The organism is Marinilactibacillus psychrotolerans, from assembly GCF_900101525.1.
Classification (GTDB): Bacteria; Bacillota; Bacilli; order Lactobacillales; family Carnobacteriaceae_A; genus Marinilactibacillus; species Marinilactibacillus psychrotolerans.
In genome coordinates, this window is record NZ_FMZD01000003.1 from 166,059 (window position 1) to 181,649 (window position 15,591).

Here is a 15,591-nt window from a genome sequence, read left to right on the forward strand (position 1 = left end):
TTATTCCTCCTGTATTTATGTCGTTAAAGGTTATTTAATCCTGAGTTAGAATATTCGTAATGTAGACTTTATGGATAATATCTTTTCCAAATGCTTCATTTATACGATTTTTCAAATCATTTTTTATTACAAAAGAATTATCTTCTCTTTTTAGTAGCGTATCAATGTTTTCATTTGAAACAACATGAATAATTGCATCCCGAACTTTTGCTATCTCTTTCCCTATCAATTCTTCAGCACCTTCTTCATAACTACTGACAGATACTTCCAATTTGACTATCGCTGTGTCATCACCATTTTTATCAGGTACGTTAATCAGAAACTCATCTAATGGCACTTGAACCTCTACTGGTTCAGGCTCTTCAAAAAATTTACTGATAAAAGGTATTTCACCCGAACCGCTCATGAGTGAATACCCAATAAAACCTCCTAATAATAGGATAACAATGGCCAGGGCAATAATTATTATTTTACTTTTACTACCCTTACTTTTTGTATTTTCTGCTACTGTAGGATTATTCGCCATTGTCTACTTCCTCTCTATCTTCATACATAATAATCACATTCACTCTTCTATTCAATGCTCTATTTTCATCAGAATCATTAGCTACTTGCGGGGAATGCTCTCCATAGCCTTTTGCAGCTAATCTATTCGGAGAGACCCCCCTTTCTTCACTTAAATAACGTAAAACAGAGACTGCTCTTCCTGTAGATAATTCCCAGTTTGAAGAAAACTTAGAATTATTAATGGGAACATTGTCTGTATAACCTTCCACGACAATTTTATTATCAAAAAGATCAAATAAACCTGATAATTTACTTAATGTTTCTTCTCCAGAGGCTGTGATATCAGCATTGCCTGAAGTAAACAATATAGATTCCTGAATATCGATATATACACCCTCAGTATCGCGAGAAATTGTTAAATCAGATTCAATTCCATTCTCAGCCATATACTTATTTGCTGTCTCATATAATTCTTGTACTTCTTGTGGAATGACATTTGTACTTTCAACACTTTCACTATCTTCTACTGTTAAATCTTCTGGATTAGCTTGATCAATATCTTCTACCTCAGTTGTGTTTAGATCAGAGATAGTACTGCCATTATCTTCCAGTATCGAGTCATTACTGCTACCTGCCAGAGCAACTCGAAGCGACTCAGCGACTGCTTTAAATTGTTCTTCACTCACTGATGACATTGAAAATAACAGAACAAAGAATGTTAGTAATAAAGACATCAGGTCAGAATATGTGGCCATCCATGCGGGTGCTCCGCTTGACTTAGCTTTTTTCGGTTTTCTTGCCATTTGACTCCCTCATTTACTACATCTTTATTTTTCAGAAACTGCTGCTACTGCTTCGTCTTCAAGCTTGGTTGTCTTGAGCTCTTTTTGTGAAATAAAGCTTTGAAGTTTCTGTTCGATTACTCGTGGATTTTCTCCCCTTTGAAGCGCAAGTACTCCTTCGAGAATCATTTCGTTCGTTTTCAACTCATTCCCCGTTTGCATTTCTAGATTTTTAGCTAATGGAATGAATATGATATTAGCTAAAAAGCTTCCGTACAAAGTTGTCAATAAAGCTGTAGCCATTCCCGCACCAATTAGTGAAGGATCTTGAAGATCTCCCAGCATAGCAATAAGTCCAATTAGTGTACCAATCATTCCAAATGCTGGAGCATATTCTCCCCATTTACTAAAGACTTCTTGTCCCTCTGAATGTCTATTTTCAGTTTGTTCAAGTTGTACAGTCATCAGTTCTTTAATGGTGTCTTCATCTGTTCCATCAACGACCATTTCCAGTCCATATTTGAGTAATGGATACTGCAGTTCTTTAATATCTCCTTCGATTGATAGGATTCCTTGAACTCTAGATTTTTTTGTGATTTCAATAATCTTATCTATTAAAGCTACTCGATCGTTATCTGGTTCAATAATTAATTTCATTACTAAACTTGGAATTTTTTTCATCGTTTCAATCGGAAAACTGATCATTAAAGCGCAAAAAGAACCTAAAAGTGTAATGATCAGAGATGGAACATCAAAAAATCCTGCTAGTGGACCACTGGATGACATAGCATATATGATCAATCCAATACCTGCAATCATACCAATGATAGGTGTAAAGCTTCGTTTCATTCTTTTACCTCCCAGGGGTTGCGATAAACCTGATTTTTAAATTGGATAACTTTATCTCTAATTTCTTCAGGTGTCTCTTGAACCCAAATCGTCTTTTGATCAACCAGTGTAATCAAAGTATCGTACTCTTTTTCTACCCTATAGATCAGATCACAATTAAGATAAAATTCTTTTCCAGCTAAAGATTTTAAAAGAATCATTTTATATCCTCTTTCTATTTTTGATCTTGAGTATTCAACTAATTTTTAGATTAACGTTTTAAGTTGATCAATTCTTGCAGCATTTCATCTGATGTTGTTATACTTCGAGAGTTTGCTTGATAAGCTCTACTCGCTACGATCATCTCTGTAAATTCACTCGCCAAATCAACATTAGACATTTCAGTAAATCCAGAACGAATAATTCCATAACCATCATCTGAAGGACCGCCAAGTTGTGGCTCCCCTGAGTTAGTAGTTGAATTGTATAAGTTACTGCCTGCTTTTTCTAAACCATCCGGATTTGCAAAATTGGATAATGCCACTCTACCTAAAACATAGGTATTTCCATCACTGTATGTAGCAATGATCGTACCCGTATTATCAATATTGTAATCTTGTAATTCGAGGCCACCCATAGTCTGATTAATTTGAATGGGGCTTAATGTAGTGGGTAAATCTCCACTATTATAACCAGCTTCTGGCGTCATGCCGCCTGCTGGAACGTATCCCATTACTTTATATCCGTTTGCTGAGGTAAGGTTTCCATCATAATCAATTGTAAATCCACCATCACGCGTATAATTAACATTTTCTCCAGTACCATTCTCACTAACTACAAAGAAAGATTTATCTCCATTTTGTATAGCAAAATCCAACCCTCTACCTGAATATTGGAGTGAGCCACCTTGCATTAACATATTAGTAGCTGCAACTTGAGTTCCTAACCCAACTTGTTGAGCATTAATTCCACCTCGACCGTTATTATTCGGTCCTTGTGCTGCAGCATTTGTTTGAGAAATCATGTCTTGGAATGAAACCTTTTGTGATTTAAAGCCCGTTGTATTCACGTTAGCGATATTATTAGAGATTACATCCATTTTAGTTTGTTGGCCTTTCATACCAGTGATACCAGAATATAATGATTTTAACATTTTGAATCCTCCTATTATTATCTATAGTTGTTTTGAGATGTCTCTAAATCAGTCAGTCAATAGAGAAAAGCCCCTTTTTCAGTCCAGCTTATACATCCCTTTTTACTTGGATTGCACTATCAATATTTGTTACTTCATGCATTTCATCTGATTTCAATGCTGTAATGACTTTGCGATTTTTTATACTCGCAATCAAAGCTAAGTCATCATACAAAATTAATGACTGTTTAGAGCCTTTTTCAGCTAGCGTTTGAACAGCTTCTTCTAAATTACTTAAATCCGTTTTGTCTAATGAAATGCCATGTTGGTCTAGTCTTTTCTGTGCATGATTAGAAAATGTTACTTTATGTTCACTATCTACGTTTTTTAATGCATCTTCGATAAATGAGCCGAACTGACGATTTACTGAAACAGAAGGATGATTTAATTTAAAAGAATGTGATGAAGGTTCTTTAGGTCCTGTAAGTTTATCAATCACTTGCAGTCCCAACTTCGACAATATTGTTTAATGAATAAGTTTTACCATTAACTTGTATCGTAGCGTAACCACTATCGAATTTTACTTTTTCTACCACACCTTTTACTAACTGATCTTCCTCTGTTTTAAGTGAAACTTCTTTACCTACCATGCCTAAAGCCTGTTGTTGTTGAGTCATTAGCATCGTCGTCTGCATAGTTTTTGTTAATTCCTGCATTGAATCCAACATTCCAAACTGAACCATCTGACCAATATAATCCGTTTCTCCACCGCCACCGCCGCTTCCGCCGTCTAAGGATGGCATACTCATTGCATTCGAGATAATATACAAAAATTGTTCCATGTCTAGATCTGAATTCTTCTTTGTTTCATCTTCTGGTACTACTTTTTCGAGCGATCCAATAGTCATTTGAGAAGGTACATTCATTTAATTAACTCCTTTCAAAATATTTAGTTAGGCAATTACATTTACTCGGCCCTTATTCATTTCAGTCTCAATCGGTGATTCAATTTCTGGATCTAGATCACTATTAGCTAAATAGAGCTTTTTATTTTTTATGACTTGCTGAAATTTCTGATTACTCTGCTGTTGGTCAGAAAAATTAAATGCTGCATCGAAAGCTTCTTGTGCAGGTGTAACTAGTACTTCGATTTTATCAAATTTAACTGACTGCGTTGCCGTATTTCCAGTAAAGTTTTTTAGTTGCTGTTCTACTAACCTTTTTGCATCCTCAGAAGAAACAACTAATTTACCTATTAGTTTGTTGTCAATCATTTCTAATTCAATGGTTACTTTACCTAAGCTTTCAGGCGTAAGTTGAACAGTAGATTTAATGGTTTCTGGTTTTCCAGGATTTTGAATTTTTTCAGTTACCATACTTTGCAGTTGATCTACTATATCTTTATTTAAAACTGTAGAAATTTCTTTTGCAGCAACTGATATATTTTCAGAACGTACATTTTTCTGAGCTGCAATATCTGTTTGAGGCATTTCAACTTTAATATTCGTTTCTTTAATATCAGAAGTTATAGTATTCATTAACGGACGCTCTGCTATTAATCCCGTTTCTTCATTAGGTTGAACATTTACCTTTTGAACAGATTGAGAGTCTATTGTTAGATTATCTTCAACTTGACTAATAGTGTTTAGTTGACTGACTGGCGATTTCCTTTCTTGCTTACCAACCAAATTGATCTGCTTTATGTAGTTGATAAGATCTGTATATTGCTCTTCAACATTTTCTGGTTTCTCAGCATTTTGAAGCGCACTGTTATCTCCACTTTTCAAAAGCTTGATTAGTTGTTGCAGTTCTATGTCTATCTTTCCCAACTGATCCTTCGATACTGAAGCGGTTTTATGTTGCTCAATTTCAGGTTTTGCAGCTATTTTTTCTTGGAATACTAAGCTCTCACTGTTTTCTTTCACATTATTTACTTTAACTTCTGAAATCTGGTTAACTGAACTAGAAATTGGTTCACTATTTTGAATTTGTTCCATTATCTTTTCAAGTTGGCCTTTTTCTTCTTGCGTGAGTTGTCCAGTTTCTTTATATTGATTTATTATAGAAATTACCTGTTTTACATCTTGCGATCCTAATTGTTTGAGTGCATCAGGATTTTTTTGCAATCCCTTAATCAGCTGAGCAACTAAATTACTCAACTCAATTATATTTCCAGATTTCTCTATTGTTTCGTCTTCTTGTTCTTCTATATCTTTTTGTTCACTTTTAGAATTTTTGCTTTTTGTGGCTTCTTGCTTGGTATTATCCTGTTGCTTTAAGTAAGAAACAAATAGTTTTTCGTCAGATTTAGTTGTTTTGCTTTTATTAGAATCATTTATTGTTTTAGTAGGTTTAACTTGTATCTGATTGTTCATCATCTCACCTCCCTTCAATTTCTCATAAATAAATTTATAATCGTTGAAATTAAATCTTTATTTTACTTTTTGATTAAAGGTAAAATTCCTTCCAAATTGTAATGTAGAAATTTCATCAAGTTGTTTCTGTTCTTCTTTTTTTTCTGCCTCTTTATGTCCATATCGTTCTTTTTCTTCTAACTTTTCCATAATTCGTTTATTTTTATTAGCTTTTAGTAGTTTTTCTTGAGCAATATTTAACTGCATCTCAACATTTTTAATCGCTAGTTTCTGTTGAATAATATTTTCATCTAGCATATCTTTGTATAAACTATGACGCTTAACGGAATCAATATTTGATTTAAAAAGATTATCGCTTTTTAGCTTTCTACTCTCTTTTAATAATGATTCTAACTTTTGCTTTTCCATTATTAAGAGATTTTCGCAATCTTTAACTTCTTTTTTTGCGACTTCTTCTAAATCCTCGCGCCAATCCAAAATCTTTTCCATTGAAAAATGATAGGGCTGCATATACTTATTCTCCTTATCTTAGCGGCTGAGCAGAAAATACTGATTTTAGTTCAGTTAACGTTTCATCATATTTATACTCTTCAGTCGTTTTCTGTTTTAAGAATTCTTTTATTGGTCGATTGAGTCTAACTGCTTGGTCTACTAAAGGATTTGTTCCTTTTTGATACGCCCCTACATCAATCAAATCTTTAGAGTCAGCATATCTTGTTAAATTTTCTCTTAATTTTCCAGCTAACTCATCTTGTTCTGGTGAAACAAGTTCTTTCATCAACCGACTTAAACTATTTGGAATATCAATTGCCGGATAATGGTTTTCAGAAGCAATTTTTCTAGATAAAATGATATGTCCGTCTAAGATTCCTCGAACTGAATCTGCAATCGGCTCATTCATATCATCTCCTTCAACAAGCACAGTATAAAAAGCTGTAATCGAACCATGTTGTGAAGTCCCGCTGCGTTCCAATAATTTTGGCAATGTGGTAAACACTGAAGGCGTATATCCTTTACTTGTTGGCGGTTCTCCAGTTGCAAGTCCAATCTCACGTTGGGCCATAGCAACCCGAGTCACCGAATCCATCATCAATACTACTTTTTTGCCTTGATCTCTAAAGTATTCAGCTATAGCAGTTGCTACATATGCTCCTTTAAGTCTTACAAGTGGCGGCATGTCAGAAGTGGCGCAGACAACTACGGATTTTGCATATCCTTCTTTACCTAAGTCATTTTCAATAAACTCTAAGACTTCTCGTCCCCGTTCTCCTATCAAACCTATCACGATTACATCTGCTTCTGAATACCGAGCCATCATCCCCAGTAAGGTTGACTTTCCTACACCAGAACCTGCAAAGATTCCCATACGCTGTCCTTCTCCAACAGTAAGTAATCCATCTACAGCTTTAACACCTGTTGTTAGGATATTTTTGATTTTCTTTCGTTTAAACGGATCTGGAGAAGATCGATTAACTTGATACATTTTGCCGTTTAAAAGTTGCTTTTCTGTCAAAGGTCTACCTAGTCCATCTAAGGTCATCCCTAACATATCATCAGAAACTTCTACTTTAAGCGTTTTTCTAGTTGGTCTAACTAGACAACCAGGACCAATACCTTCTAATTCATCTAATGGCATTAAAAGAACCGTTTCATCAACAAAACCAACAACTTCACTTAATACGACTTTATTGGTAGATTTGATTTTAATCTCACAGACTTCTCCCACAAAAGCATCAAGTCCATCTACTTTGATTATCAAACCAATAACTTGACTAACCTTACCTTGTTTCAAAGTATAGGCACTTTTCTCAATTGTCTCGTGATATTGTTCAAAAGGAATATTGAGCATTAAACATTCCGCTCCGTTTCTTTCATTTCTTTGAGAATAGCTTCTAATTGTGCCCTGACTTGAAGATCTATCAGCTTATGCGCACTTTCTACAATACATCCGTTCGGTTCTAAATTACCATCTTGTAATACTGAAAATCGGACACCGGGATATTGTGTTTTAAGACTTGGTAGCTGCTCTTTTACGGATTCTCTTGAATCCGGATGTACAGTAAGCGAAATAAAATCTTCTTCTCTATCCAATTGATGCAAGATCGGATGCACTAGTGCTAAAACACCTTCAACCGTATGATCTAATTGATCATGGATAATCTTTTCTGCCATATGTAAAGAAAGAGAAAGCAAGGAATCTTTCTTTTCTTGAACATATTGTTCGATCTCTAACTGAGCTGATGCAATCAGATCTCTTCCTTGCTGTTTCAATGTTTCACTTTCTTTTTTACCTTCAGCATACCCCTCTTGCATTCCTTGAGTATAGCCTTCTCGGTAACCTTCTTCTTTTCCGGATTGCAAACCTGTTTGATAAGCTTGTTGTTTCATTTCTTCGGCTTCTTGTTTAGCCAGCATAATCATTTCATCTTTTTTTGAGAGAGCTTCATTAAGAATCTTTTTTTTCTTAATTGCTGCTTCTTTGACTTCATCCGATTCATCTAATCCCTCTTCGAAATCATCTTGCGGATCATTCATTACAGTATCAATGACCCAAGTATCGTTAGATTGGTCTATTTTATGTCTTGATTTGATGATTCTACTCGACGATTGCATCTTGTTCGCCCCTCATAATGTAAACTTCGCCTTGTTCATCTAGGCGACGAATAACTGTAACAATTTTTTGTTGTGCTTCTTCCACTGCAGATAACCTTGCAGGTCCCAAGAATTGCATATCTTCTTTGAGTGTATCCACTGCTCTAGCAGATAAGTTTTCGAATATGAAGTCACGCAACTCGTCTGAAACACCTTTGAGTGCCAGTATAAGGTCGTCTTGATTGACTTCGCGAAGAACTTTTTGAACATCTGCTTTTTGGAGAGAAACAATATCTTCGAATGTAAACAGGCTGGCTTTGATTTCTTCTGCTAAAGCAGGCTGTGTTTCTTCCAGTTCTGATACGATTGTTTTCTCTGTAGTACGCCCGACTTGGTTTAAAATATCTACAAGTGTATGAACGCCCCCAACACTTTCCGTTTCATTCTCAACATAAGAAGAGAATTTACTTTCAATAACTTTTTCAATTCGCTCTATTACTGCTGGTGATGTACTGCTGATCGTACCAATACGTTCAGCAATATCTGTTTGTCTTTCTGCTGGGAATTGCACTAATATTTGAGCCGCTTTATCCGGCTGCATGTAACACAAGATCAGCGCTACAGTCTGAGACTGTTCACCAAGCAATAAATTTGTTAGCTGTTGCGGATCAGCCTTGCGAGCAATATTAAACGGACGCTCACGTAATTGAATTTGATTTAGCATATCAATGACTTCTTTCGCTCGCTGAGTTCCCAGAGCCTTGTTTAATAGTGTTTTAGCATAATCGATTCCACCATCTAAGATATACTCTCTGGCTTGAGACATTTCTAGAAACTCATCAATAATCATTTCTCTATCTTGTTGACTAACATGATCAATATTCGCTATTTCATAACTAACTTTCTGAATATAAGCATCCGGTAATTGCTTCATTATTTGCGCTGAAGTTTCAGGCCCTAAGGCAATCATGAAAATAGCTGCTTTTTTAATTCCATCTAATTTCGAAGCTTTACTTTCTTCTTTTATATCTGCCATTTTATCCCTCTTATTCTTTCAGCCAGATTTTCATTAATTCCGCTGCGAGTTCAGGATTTTGTTTCGCTTCATCTCGCACTAAATCTTCTTTATCACTCATCACTTTGTTTTTCTGTTTTTTACGTTCAATATTCAGATCAACTGGTTCAGGTTGTAAAGGTGCCAATTCTTCTCGTTGTACTGGCATTTGATTTTCATTTTCGAAAGCAGCTTCAAATTCATCATAGTCACCTTTTTTGCCACGTCGCAAGATAATTAGAATTACAATTGCTGTAATCAGTAAGATGATACCGCCAATCATAAATGGCCAATATCTGCGGAAGAACATTGATAGATCCGCCATTAGATCTTCACCAATTGGCTGTATATCTTCTCCATCAGCAAATGGCATTGGTCTAAAAGTAACATCTCCGACAATTTCAGTTGCCGGGTCATCTAATCCGATTGCCCGTCTTACAATGGGTACAATTTGATTTTCAGCCGGAACCGTTTCCGCATTCTGATTGATGATAATAGAAGCATTTATCCCTTCAAGGACACCAGGGGCGCGAACATATCGCTCCGTTTTTTGATCTAATTCATAATTGATTGTACGATCTAATGAAGTATTTAATTCTTCATCCCCTTCTTCAGCAACAGGTAATTCTCCACCTTCAATTAATCCTTGGATCATGTCACTAGCACCATTGTAGTTTTCAGTCTGACTTCTGATTAGCCCTTCGCGTTCAGGGTCTTCATCATCTTCCTCTGTCATCGGAGCAGTATATTCAACTGTTTCTCCTTCAATCGCATCGAAATTCATTGAAGCATTAACAACTACCCGAATATTATTTGCACCATATACCGGGGCAAGAAGGGCATTAATTCTTTTCTCTAAATCCTGTTCATATGTTTTTTGAACAGATAATTGTTGGTTAGATACGTCCGTGGCTCCAACAGCACTCTCTCCCTCTTGTAAAAATCCACTCAATAGATTCCCATTAGAGTCAACAATTTGAACATTCCCCATAGGCAGACTATCAACTGCTCCAGAAACTAATGATGCGATACCTTGAATGTTCTGAGTAGTTAGTTGTCCAGAACCTCTAGTTTCCAATACAATCGAAGCAGAAGCTTCGCTTTTGTAATCCGGATTCTGAAAAATACTGTCTTCCGGGATAGATAACATAACTTTAGCCTTTTCAACTTGTTGTAATGAAGAAATTGAACGTTCTAGTTCTCCGGTAACAGCTCTTTGATACATAATTTCTCTATCTTCATCAGTAGCCATCATACTTGTTTCGTCAAAAATCTCGAATCCGGTCGAACTCATTGGCATTAGTCCATTACTAGCCAATTGAATCCGGTATTGATCGACTTGTGCTTCATCGATTAAGATCGTTTTGCCGCCATCTTCTAGTTTGTAATCAATTCCTTCAGTTTTTAAATTTTCAACTATCGCCCCAGCATCTGTTTCATCTAAGTCAGAAAATAATATCGCAAAATGATTTCTCTGCGCTAAAACTGCTAAAACAGCAATTAAAACAACGGCTATTGATAAGGTTGCTATTAAGATTCTTTTCTTTGGAGCTGCTAGATTCTTCCAGCCATTCTTTAAGTTATTCCCTATTTGCTTTAACTTGTCCATTAACCATTTCTCCCTCTAGCTGCTTTTAATTAAAAATTAGAACTGCATATTTTTAATCTCGTTATATGCTTCTAAGCCTCTATTTCTTAATTGAACAGCAACCTCAAGGGAAAGCTGTGCTTCTGTTGTTTTCATCATGACAGTATGTAAGTCATCAGCACTTCCATCAACTAATGCTTCTACAGCTTGTGTTGAATCCGCTTGTTTAGACTCTAACGTTTGCAAAGCGTCAGTAAATAGATTAGAAAAAGCTTCTGTACCTTCTGTTGCGCCATCAGGTTTCTGATTTAAACCAGTCGTTCCATTCATTTGATTTAGTGCATTTGTATAGAGTGAGCTCAAACCATTTAATTCATTCATAGTTAATTTCCTTTCAATGTAAAATTACTTACCTATTTCTAAGGCTCTTTTAAGCATATCTTTGTTGTTGTTAATAGCAGTAACATTCGCATCGTAAGTTCGCATCGCTGTCATCATTTCAACCATTTCATCTGCCATATCCACATTTGGATAGGCTACATAGCCGTTCTCATCAGCGTCTGGATGCTCAGGCTCATAAACCATTTTGACGTTTTCTTCATCTGCTTCAACGCCTGTAATTCTTACTCCTGCACTACTTGTAGTTGTATCGCCAGTAAAACCTGATGTCTGGGTTCTCAAACTCTCTTCAAACTCAACTTGTTGTTTTATGTAAGGTCCCTCTCCATTTTCAACTCGAGTCGTATTTACGTTCGCGATATTGGTTGAAATCGTATCTAACTTGAAACGCTCAAGTGTCAGTCCGCTTGCATTAATTCTCATTCCATCAAAAATTGACATGTCTAGTTCCTTCTTTCTATTGTAGAGTTATCTTAATACAGAGCGTAGCATGTTATATTGAGCGCTTGTTTGAGAAATTAATGATTGATAATAAATAGAATTCGCTGACAATTCAGCCATTTCCGTATCGATAGCAACATTATTTCCATCATCACCAACCATATTTCCACCCTGTTCTTGAACTCGTGCCTTTACATCACTTGCGTTATTAACACCAAAATGTCGGTCATTCGTACGTTGTAATCCAGTTCCGTTCATTGCATCTTTAAGTAGTGATTCAAATTCAACTCGTTTAGCTTTATAACCAGGTGTATTAACATTTGCTATATTGCTAGAAACAGTTTCTTGTCTTAAGTTAGAAGCATCTAATGCTCTATGTAATAAATCTGTATTATGGTAATCCATTCAATTATCCTCCTTAAAGTGTATGACTACTAGAGTCGATGTATAATAATTAGTTTTCAAGGTTTATCCTACTCTCATTAGTTTAAATTAGTCCTTAAGAAGATTCAATCTAATTTTTTTTGACAAGGCTTTTCCTGGTCTACAAATGTGAACTTTTTTAAGATTATACGAATTCGAGGTAGAACGTTTTTTAAAACAATAAAAACTATAAAGTATGAAATAACTCATAGGATCAATCAAAACATACAACCAAGTACACAGCTTGTTATTTAAAATAGTATATTTCGTAGCATTGTCAAGTAGGTTATTAAATTTAAATTTGTCAAATAGTTAATAAATGACAGTTTTGTGAACATTAAAAAACAATCGCTTTCATGCTTGTCGATAATAGGTTATTCTAATTTGATTAACTTATACTATAAAACAAACCACTAATATAGGTTGAAAAACTTTATTTTACCTGCAAGTTTTTTATTAATTTTTATACATTAAGATCCTCATGGTTATTTATTAATAAAAAAAAGACCAGCATTTAAATGCTGGTCCAAGCTTCCAATAATTCATTTAGAATATTTCTTGCTGAGCTCATTTTATTGATATCTTTTTTTAGGTTAGCTTGCAGGAGTTCATTTAATAAATAATCATAAAGGATGGATAACTCACTTGCGATAGCATTTTCTCCATCTTGATGATTTAAAGAGTTAAGCAACTCTGATATTATATCTTGTGCTTTTATTAAGTGTTGATTAACTTTTTGAACATCGTTTTGTTCCTGAGCTAGTTCGGCTAAACGAATATTTTTGATAGCCCCTTCGTATAGTAAGATTACTAATTGTTTAGGTGAAGCTGTTTGGATCTGGTTTTTCTTATATACATTAGCAGCATTTCCGTATCCCATTGTTATCTCCTTATCAATTATTACGCTTGACGGTCTATAAACATTGACTGATTTTTATCTATATAACTATGAATCACTTGGTCTTTTTTATTCACTTGAGTCATCTGATTTTTTAGTAAAGTATTCTCTACATTAATCAATGCCATCATTTCTCTATGTTTTTGGACAATGGCTTCCCATACTTCTCTATATGTTTCAGTAAAGTGCTCTTTTTCGACATCTGATAATTCCATATCAAGTTGAGTAATTTCTTTTTGAATACTTTCAGCTTCTAGGAAAATTTCGAAAGCTGAATCTAAACTATAAGAATAATTTTCATATAAATTAAACAAATCGAACAGTAAAGATTTCTTTTTTTCTATTAGATGATTAGATTGACTCATACTGATTTCCTTTCAATTTAACCCTTTTCCGTTCCTCCAAGTTGTCCCATCATAAACTGCAGTTGTGATTCTGCTTGCATCATAGCTGTATCCAATGCCGTAAATTGCTTAATATACTGTTGACGTTTCGTTTCAATACGTGTATTAAATGTTTCAATTCTCTTATTAACATCTTTAATCAGACGATCGTAAGTGTCAGATTTTGTTTTAATAATACCTGTTGTACTTGAGATGTATTCGTTAACAAGAGAACGAGTAACATTTGCGAAACCAGTTAGCTTAGTAACCGTTTCAGTTGTAGGATCTCCATTTTCATCAACAGATGGAATTTCTTCATTTTCTGAACTATGAAAGAATAAAGAAACACCTTTAGGATCATTTTCAAATGTCTCAACAAATTTGGTTCGATCGAAAGTAGCTAATCCATCTCGATCAATTTCTACCCCTAAATCTTGAAGACTATTCACTGACTCAGAAGCAGTTTCCATATTCCTAGTTAATAAACTTCTTAGGTTCGTTTGTAAACGCATTAATGAGCTATCTCCGACTAATGCGCCCGTTTTATTATTTTCAGCAGAAGGATCTCCAACGGATAGTTGCGTATCAATAAATGAATTTAATGAGTTATACTGATCAATCACTTCTTTTAATGCATCTGCCGCTGTACCTGTATTATCTGTGATTCGCAACGTATCTGACTTATCAGCTGCATGGACATTTTGTAAATTAAACGTTACGCCTTCTAATACATCACTGATCGTATTGCTATCTTTTTGTATTTCTATTCCGTCGACTGTAAAAATGGCCGCCTTACCATCTACTACCGCATTCTCATTTAATTTCAAATCTGAAACTGCTGAGCCCTCTAATGTTAAAGTCTTTTCTCCGGTATCTGTACGTTCTAAGATTAAACGGTTATCCACTATGTTCGCTTTGATTTTAGATTTGTCAGACTGATCATTAATCATATCCTTAACATCTTTCAAGCTCATCTCAGAAGTAACATTGAATTCAAATGGATCTTCACTTTCTCCATTGTTCAATATTAAATTCCCAGAAATGCCTAACTCATCCTTAAGAGATTCAACTGGAATTTTCCCGCCTGTAAGACGAGTCGCAGAAGCTAACTGACTAACTTGAATTTTATAAGTTCCTGTCGAAGCGCTGCTATCAGCCGTTACTGATACGAAATCTTTCGATGACACATTAACTGATTTAGCATTAAATGTGTCTTTGCTTTTTAGAGCATCTAACTTTTTATAAAAACTATCTAACCGACTATTTACATCTTTCCATGCCGTTTGTTGCGTCTGATATTCATTTTTTTGAGTCGCAAATTTTGTTCCTCTAGCTGACTCTGCTTGAATCAATTGATCAATTGTTGACATATCGATTCCTGAATAAGTACCCATTATATTCATGGCGCTCATTTTATCACTCCGTTCTATCTATAATCAAACCTGACCATTCCCAAATACCTGCTATAATATCAAGCATTTTTTCAGGCGGAATCTCACGCAATACTTCATGAGATTCTATATCTACTAATTCTACTAATATTCTACCCGTACCTTCGTGCTTTTTAAATGTTAATTGTGTATTTACTCGCTGCATAACTTCTTTAGCTTCTAAAACCCATTGATTGATTTGTTTTTCAGTTGGAGGTTGTTTCAGTAGATCTGATGTTTGATCTGCTCTTCTGATTTCTCTAACTGGTTGAATGGGTTCTACATAAGAATCCTCGTATAAGGATAGCGTACTTTTGCTATGTTGTAAAACTCTATCAATATTTCGAATGGTATTTTGTGTATTAATTCGCTGATTCATCAATCCAGCCCCTATTTTCAAATTGGACACAGTATTTACTCCAACCACTTAGTGTGTTGCAAATTCTGCATCATGTATGTACAACAAAACCGAAGCTAGATTGACTAGCTTCGATCCTATTGGTTGATAGTTGTGTTAAAAGATTGAGATTAACCCAATAGTTGTAGAACGCCTTGAGGCATTTGGTTAGCTTGTGCAAGCATAGCTGTTGAAGCTTGTGAAAGGATGTTAGACTTAGTGAATTCCATCATTTCTTGAGCCATATCAACGTCACGGATACGTGAGTTAGCTTCTGACAAGTTTTCTTTTGTTGTAGTTAAGTTATTGATCGTGTGATCCAAACGGTTTTGAGTTGCACCTAGGTTCGCACGTTCAGTTGA

21 protein-coding genes are annotated in these 15,591 nt (G+C 35.1%); all 21 read right to left on the minus strand.

Annotated features, from left to right (window positions below):
• Positions 1-34: 34 nt before the first annotated feature.
• Entirely contained in the window at positions 35-526 is a 492-nt protein-coding gene (locus tag BLT22_RS02735) for a flagellar basal body-associated FliL family protein (protein ID WP_091760397.1), read from the minus strand.
• Positions 516-1,310: a flagellar motor protein MotB gene (locus BLT22_RS02740; RefSeq protein WP_091760400.1), complete on the minus strand. Its 795-nt coding sequence runs from the start codon at positions 1,308-1,310 to the stop codon at positions 516-518. Before BLT22_RS02740 ends, BLT22_RS02735 begins: the two co-directional genes overlap by 11 nt.
• 24 nt (positions 1,311-1,334) lie before the next feature.
• The gene (locus BLT22_RS02745) at positions 1,335-2,138 is read right to left on the minus strand and encodes a motility protein A (protein ID WP_091760402.1); all 804 of its coding nucleotides are present in this window, start codon (positions 2,136-2,138) and stop codon (positions 1,335-1,337) included.
• A complete protein-coding gene (locus tag BLT22_RS02750) occupies positions 2,135-2,338 on the minus strand; it encodes a flagellar FlbD family protein (RefSeq protein ID WP_091760404.1) in 204 nt (67 codons plus the stop codon). Before BLT22_RS02750 ends, BLT22_RS02745 begins: the two co-directional genes overlap by 4 nt.
• 50 nt (positions 2,339-2,388) lie before the next feature.
• Positions 2,389-3,270 (minus strand): flagellar hook-basal body complex protein, encoded by an 882-nt coding sequence (locus tag BLT22_RS02755; RefSeq protein ID WP_091760407.1) that lies wholly within the window; start codon positions 3,268-3,270, stop codon positions 2,389-2,391.
• 88 nt (positions 3,271-3,358) lie between these two features.
• Positions 3,359-3,748, minus strand: a complete 390-nt coding sequence (locus BLT22_RS02760) for a hypothetical protein (RefSeq protein ID WP_091760410.1) — start codon at positions 3,746-3,748, stop codon at positions 3,359-3,361.
• On the minus strand, positions 3,741-4,175 hold the full coding sequence (locus tag BLT22_RS02765) for a hypothetical protein (RefSeq protein WP_091760413.1): 435 nt from the start codon (positions 4,173-4,175) through the stop codon (positions 3,741-3,743). Before BLT22_RS02765 ends, BLT22_RS02760 begins: the two co-directional genes overlap by 8 nt.
• 27 nt (positions 4,176-4,202) lie before the next feature.
• Positions 4,203-5,624 (minus strand): flagellar hook-length control protein FliK, encoded by a 1,422-nt coding sequence (locus BLT22_RS02770; protein WP_176935291.1) that lies wholly within the window; start codon positions 5,622-5,624, stop codon positions 4,203-4,205.
• Between the two features lie 57 nt (positions 5,625-5,681).
• A complete protein-coding gene (gene fliJ, locus BLT22_RS02775) occupies positions 5,682-6,134 on the minus strand; it encodes a flagellar export protein FliJ (protein WP_091760421.1) in 453 nt (150 codons plus the stop codon).
• 13 nt (positions 6,135-6,147) lie between these two features.
• Positions 6,148-7,473, minus strand: coding sequence for a flagellar protein export ATPase FliI (fliI, locus tag BLT22_RS02780; RefSeq protein ID WP_091760424.1), 1,326 nt, complete (start codon positions 7,471-7,473; stop codon positions 6,148-6,150).
• Positions 7,473-8,237: a FliH/SctL family protein gene (locus BLT22_RS02785; RefSeq protein ID WP_091760428.1), complete on the minus strand. Its 765-nt coding sequence runs from the start codon at positions 8,235-8,237 to the stop codon at positions 7,473-7,475. The genes fliI and BLT22_RS02785 overlap by 1 nt, the downstream gene beginning before the upstream one ends.
• Positions 8,221-9,252 carry a flagellar motor switch protein FliG gene (gene fliG, locus BLT22_RS02790; RefSeq protein ID WP_091760432.1) on the minus strand — a complete coding sequence of 344 codons (1,032 nt, stop codon included), beginning with the start codon at positions 9,250-9,252 and terminating at the stop codon, positions 8,221-8,223. Before fliG ends, BLT22_RS02785 begins: the two co-directional genes overlap by 17 nt.
• 10 nt (positions 9,253-9,262) lie before the next feature.
• Entirely contained in the window at positions 9,263-10,879 is a 1,617-nt protein-coding gene (fliF, locus tag BLT22_RS02795; RefSeq protein ID WP_091760437.1) for a flagellar basal-body MS-ring/collar protein FliF, read from the minus strand.
• A 36-nt stretch (positions 10,880-10,915) separates the two neighbouring features.
• The gene (fliE, locus tag BLT22_RS02800; protein WP_091760440.1) at positions 10,916-11,239 is read right to left on the minus strand and encodes a flagellar hook-basal body complex protein FliE; all 324 of its coding nucleotides are present in this window, start codon (positions 11,237-11,239) and stop codon (positions 10,916-10,918) included.
• A gap of 24 nt (positions 11,240-11,263) precedes the next feature.
• On the minus strand, positions 11,264-11,698 hold the full coding sequence (gene flgC, locus BLT22_RS02805) for a flagellar basal body rod protein FlgC (RefSeq protein ID WP_091760443.1): 435 nt from the start codon (positions 11,696-11,698) through the stop codon (positions 11,264-11,266).
• Between the two features lie 27 nt (positions 11,699-11,725).
• On the minus strand, positions 11,726-12,103 hold the full coding sequence (gene flgB, locus BLT22_RS02810; RefSeq protein WP_091760446.1) for a flagellar basal body rod protein FlgB: 378 nt from the start codon (positions 12,101-12,103) through the stop codon (positions 11,726-11,728).
• 532 nt (positions 12,104-12,635) lie between these two features.
• Positions 12,636-13,001 carry a flagellar export chaperone FliS gene (gene fliS / locus BLT22_RS02815; protein ID WP_091760449.1) on the minus strand — a complete coding sequence of 122 codons (366 nt, stop codon included), beginning with the start codon at positions 12,999-13,001 and terminating at the stop codon, positions 12,636-12,638.
• Between the two features lie 20 nt (positions 13,002-13,021).
• On the minus strand, positions 13,022-13,384 hold the full coding sequence (locus BLT22_RS02820; RefSeq protein WP_091760452.1) for a hypothetical protein: 363 nt from the start codon (positions 13,382-13,384) through the stop codon (positions 13,022-13,024).
• A 17-nt stretch (positions 13,385-13,401) separates the two neighbouring features.
• Positions 13,402-14,814: a flagellar filament capping protein FliD gene (fliD, locus tag BLT22_RS02825; protein ID WP_091760455.1), complete on the minus strand. Its 1,413-nt coding sequence runs from the start codon at positions 14,812-14,814 to the stop codon at positions 13,402-13,404.
• A gap of 4 nt (positions 14,815-14,818) precedes the next feature.
• On the minus strand, positions 14,819-15,241 hold the full coding sequence (locus tag BLT22_RS02830; RefSeq protein ID WP_091760458.1) for a flagellar protein FlaG: 423 nt from the start codon (positions 15,239-15,241) through the stop codon (positions 14,819-14,821).
• Between the two features lie 119 nt (positions 15,242-15,360).
• Positions 15,361-15,591, minus strand: a 231-nt coding sequence (locus BLT22_RS02835) for a flagellin (RefSeq protein WP_256333876.1), incomplete at its 5' end; no start/stop codon positions are given.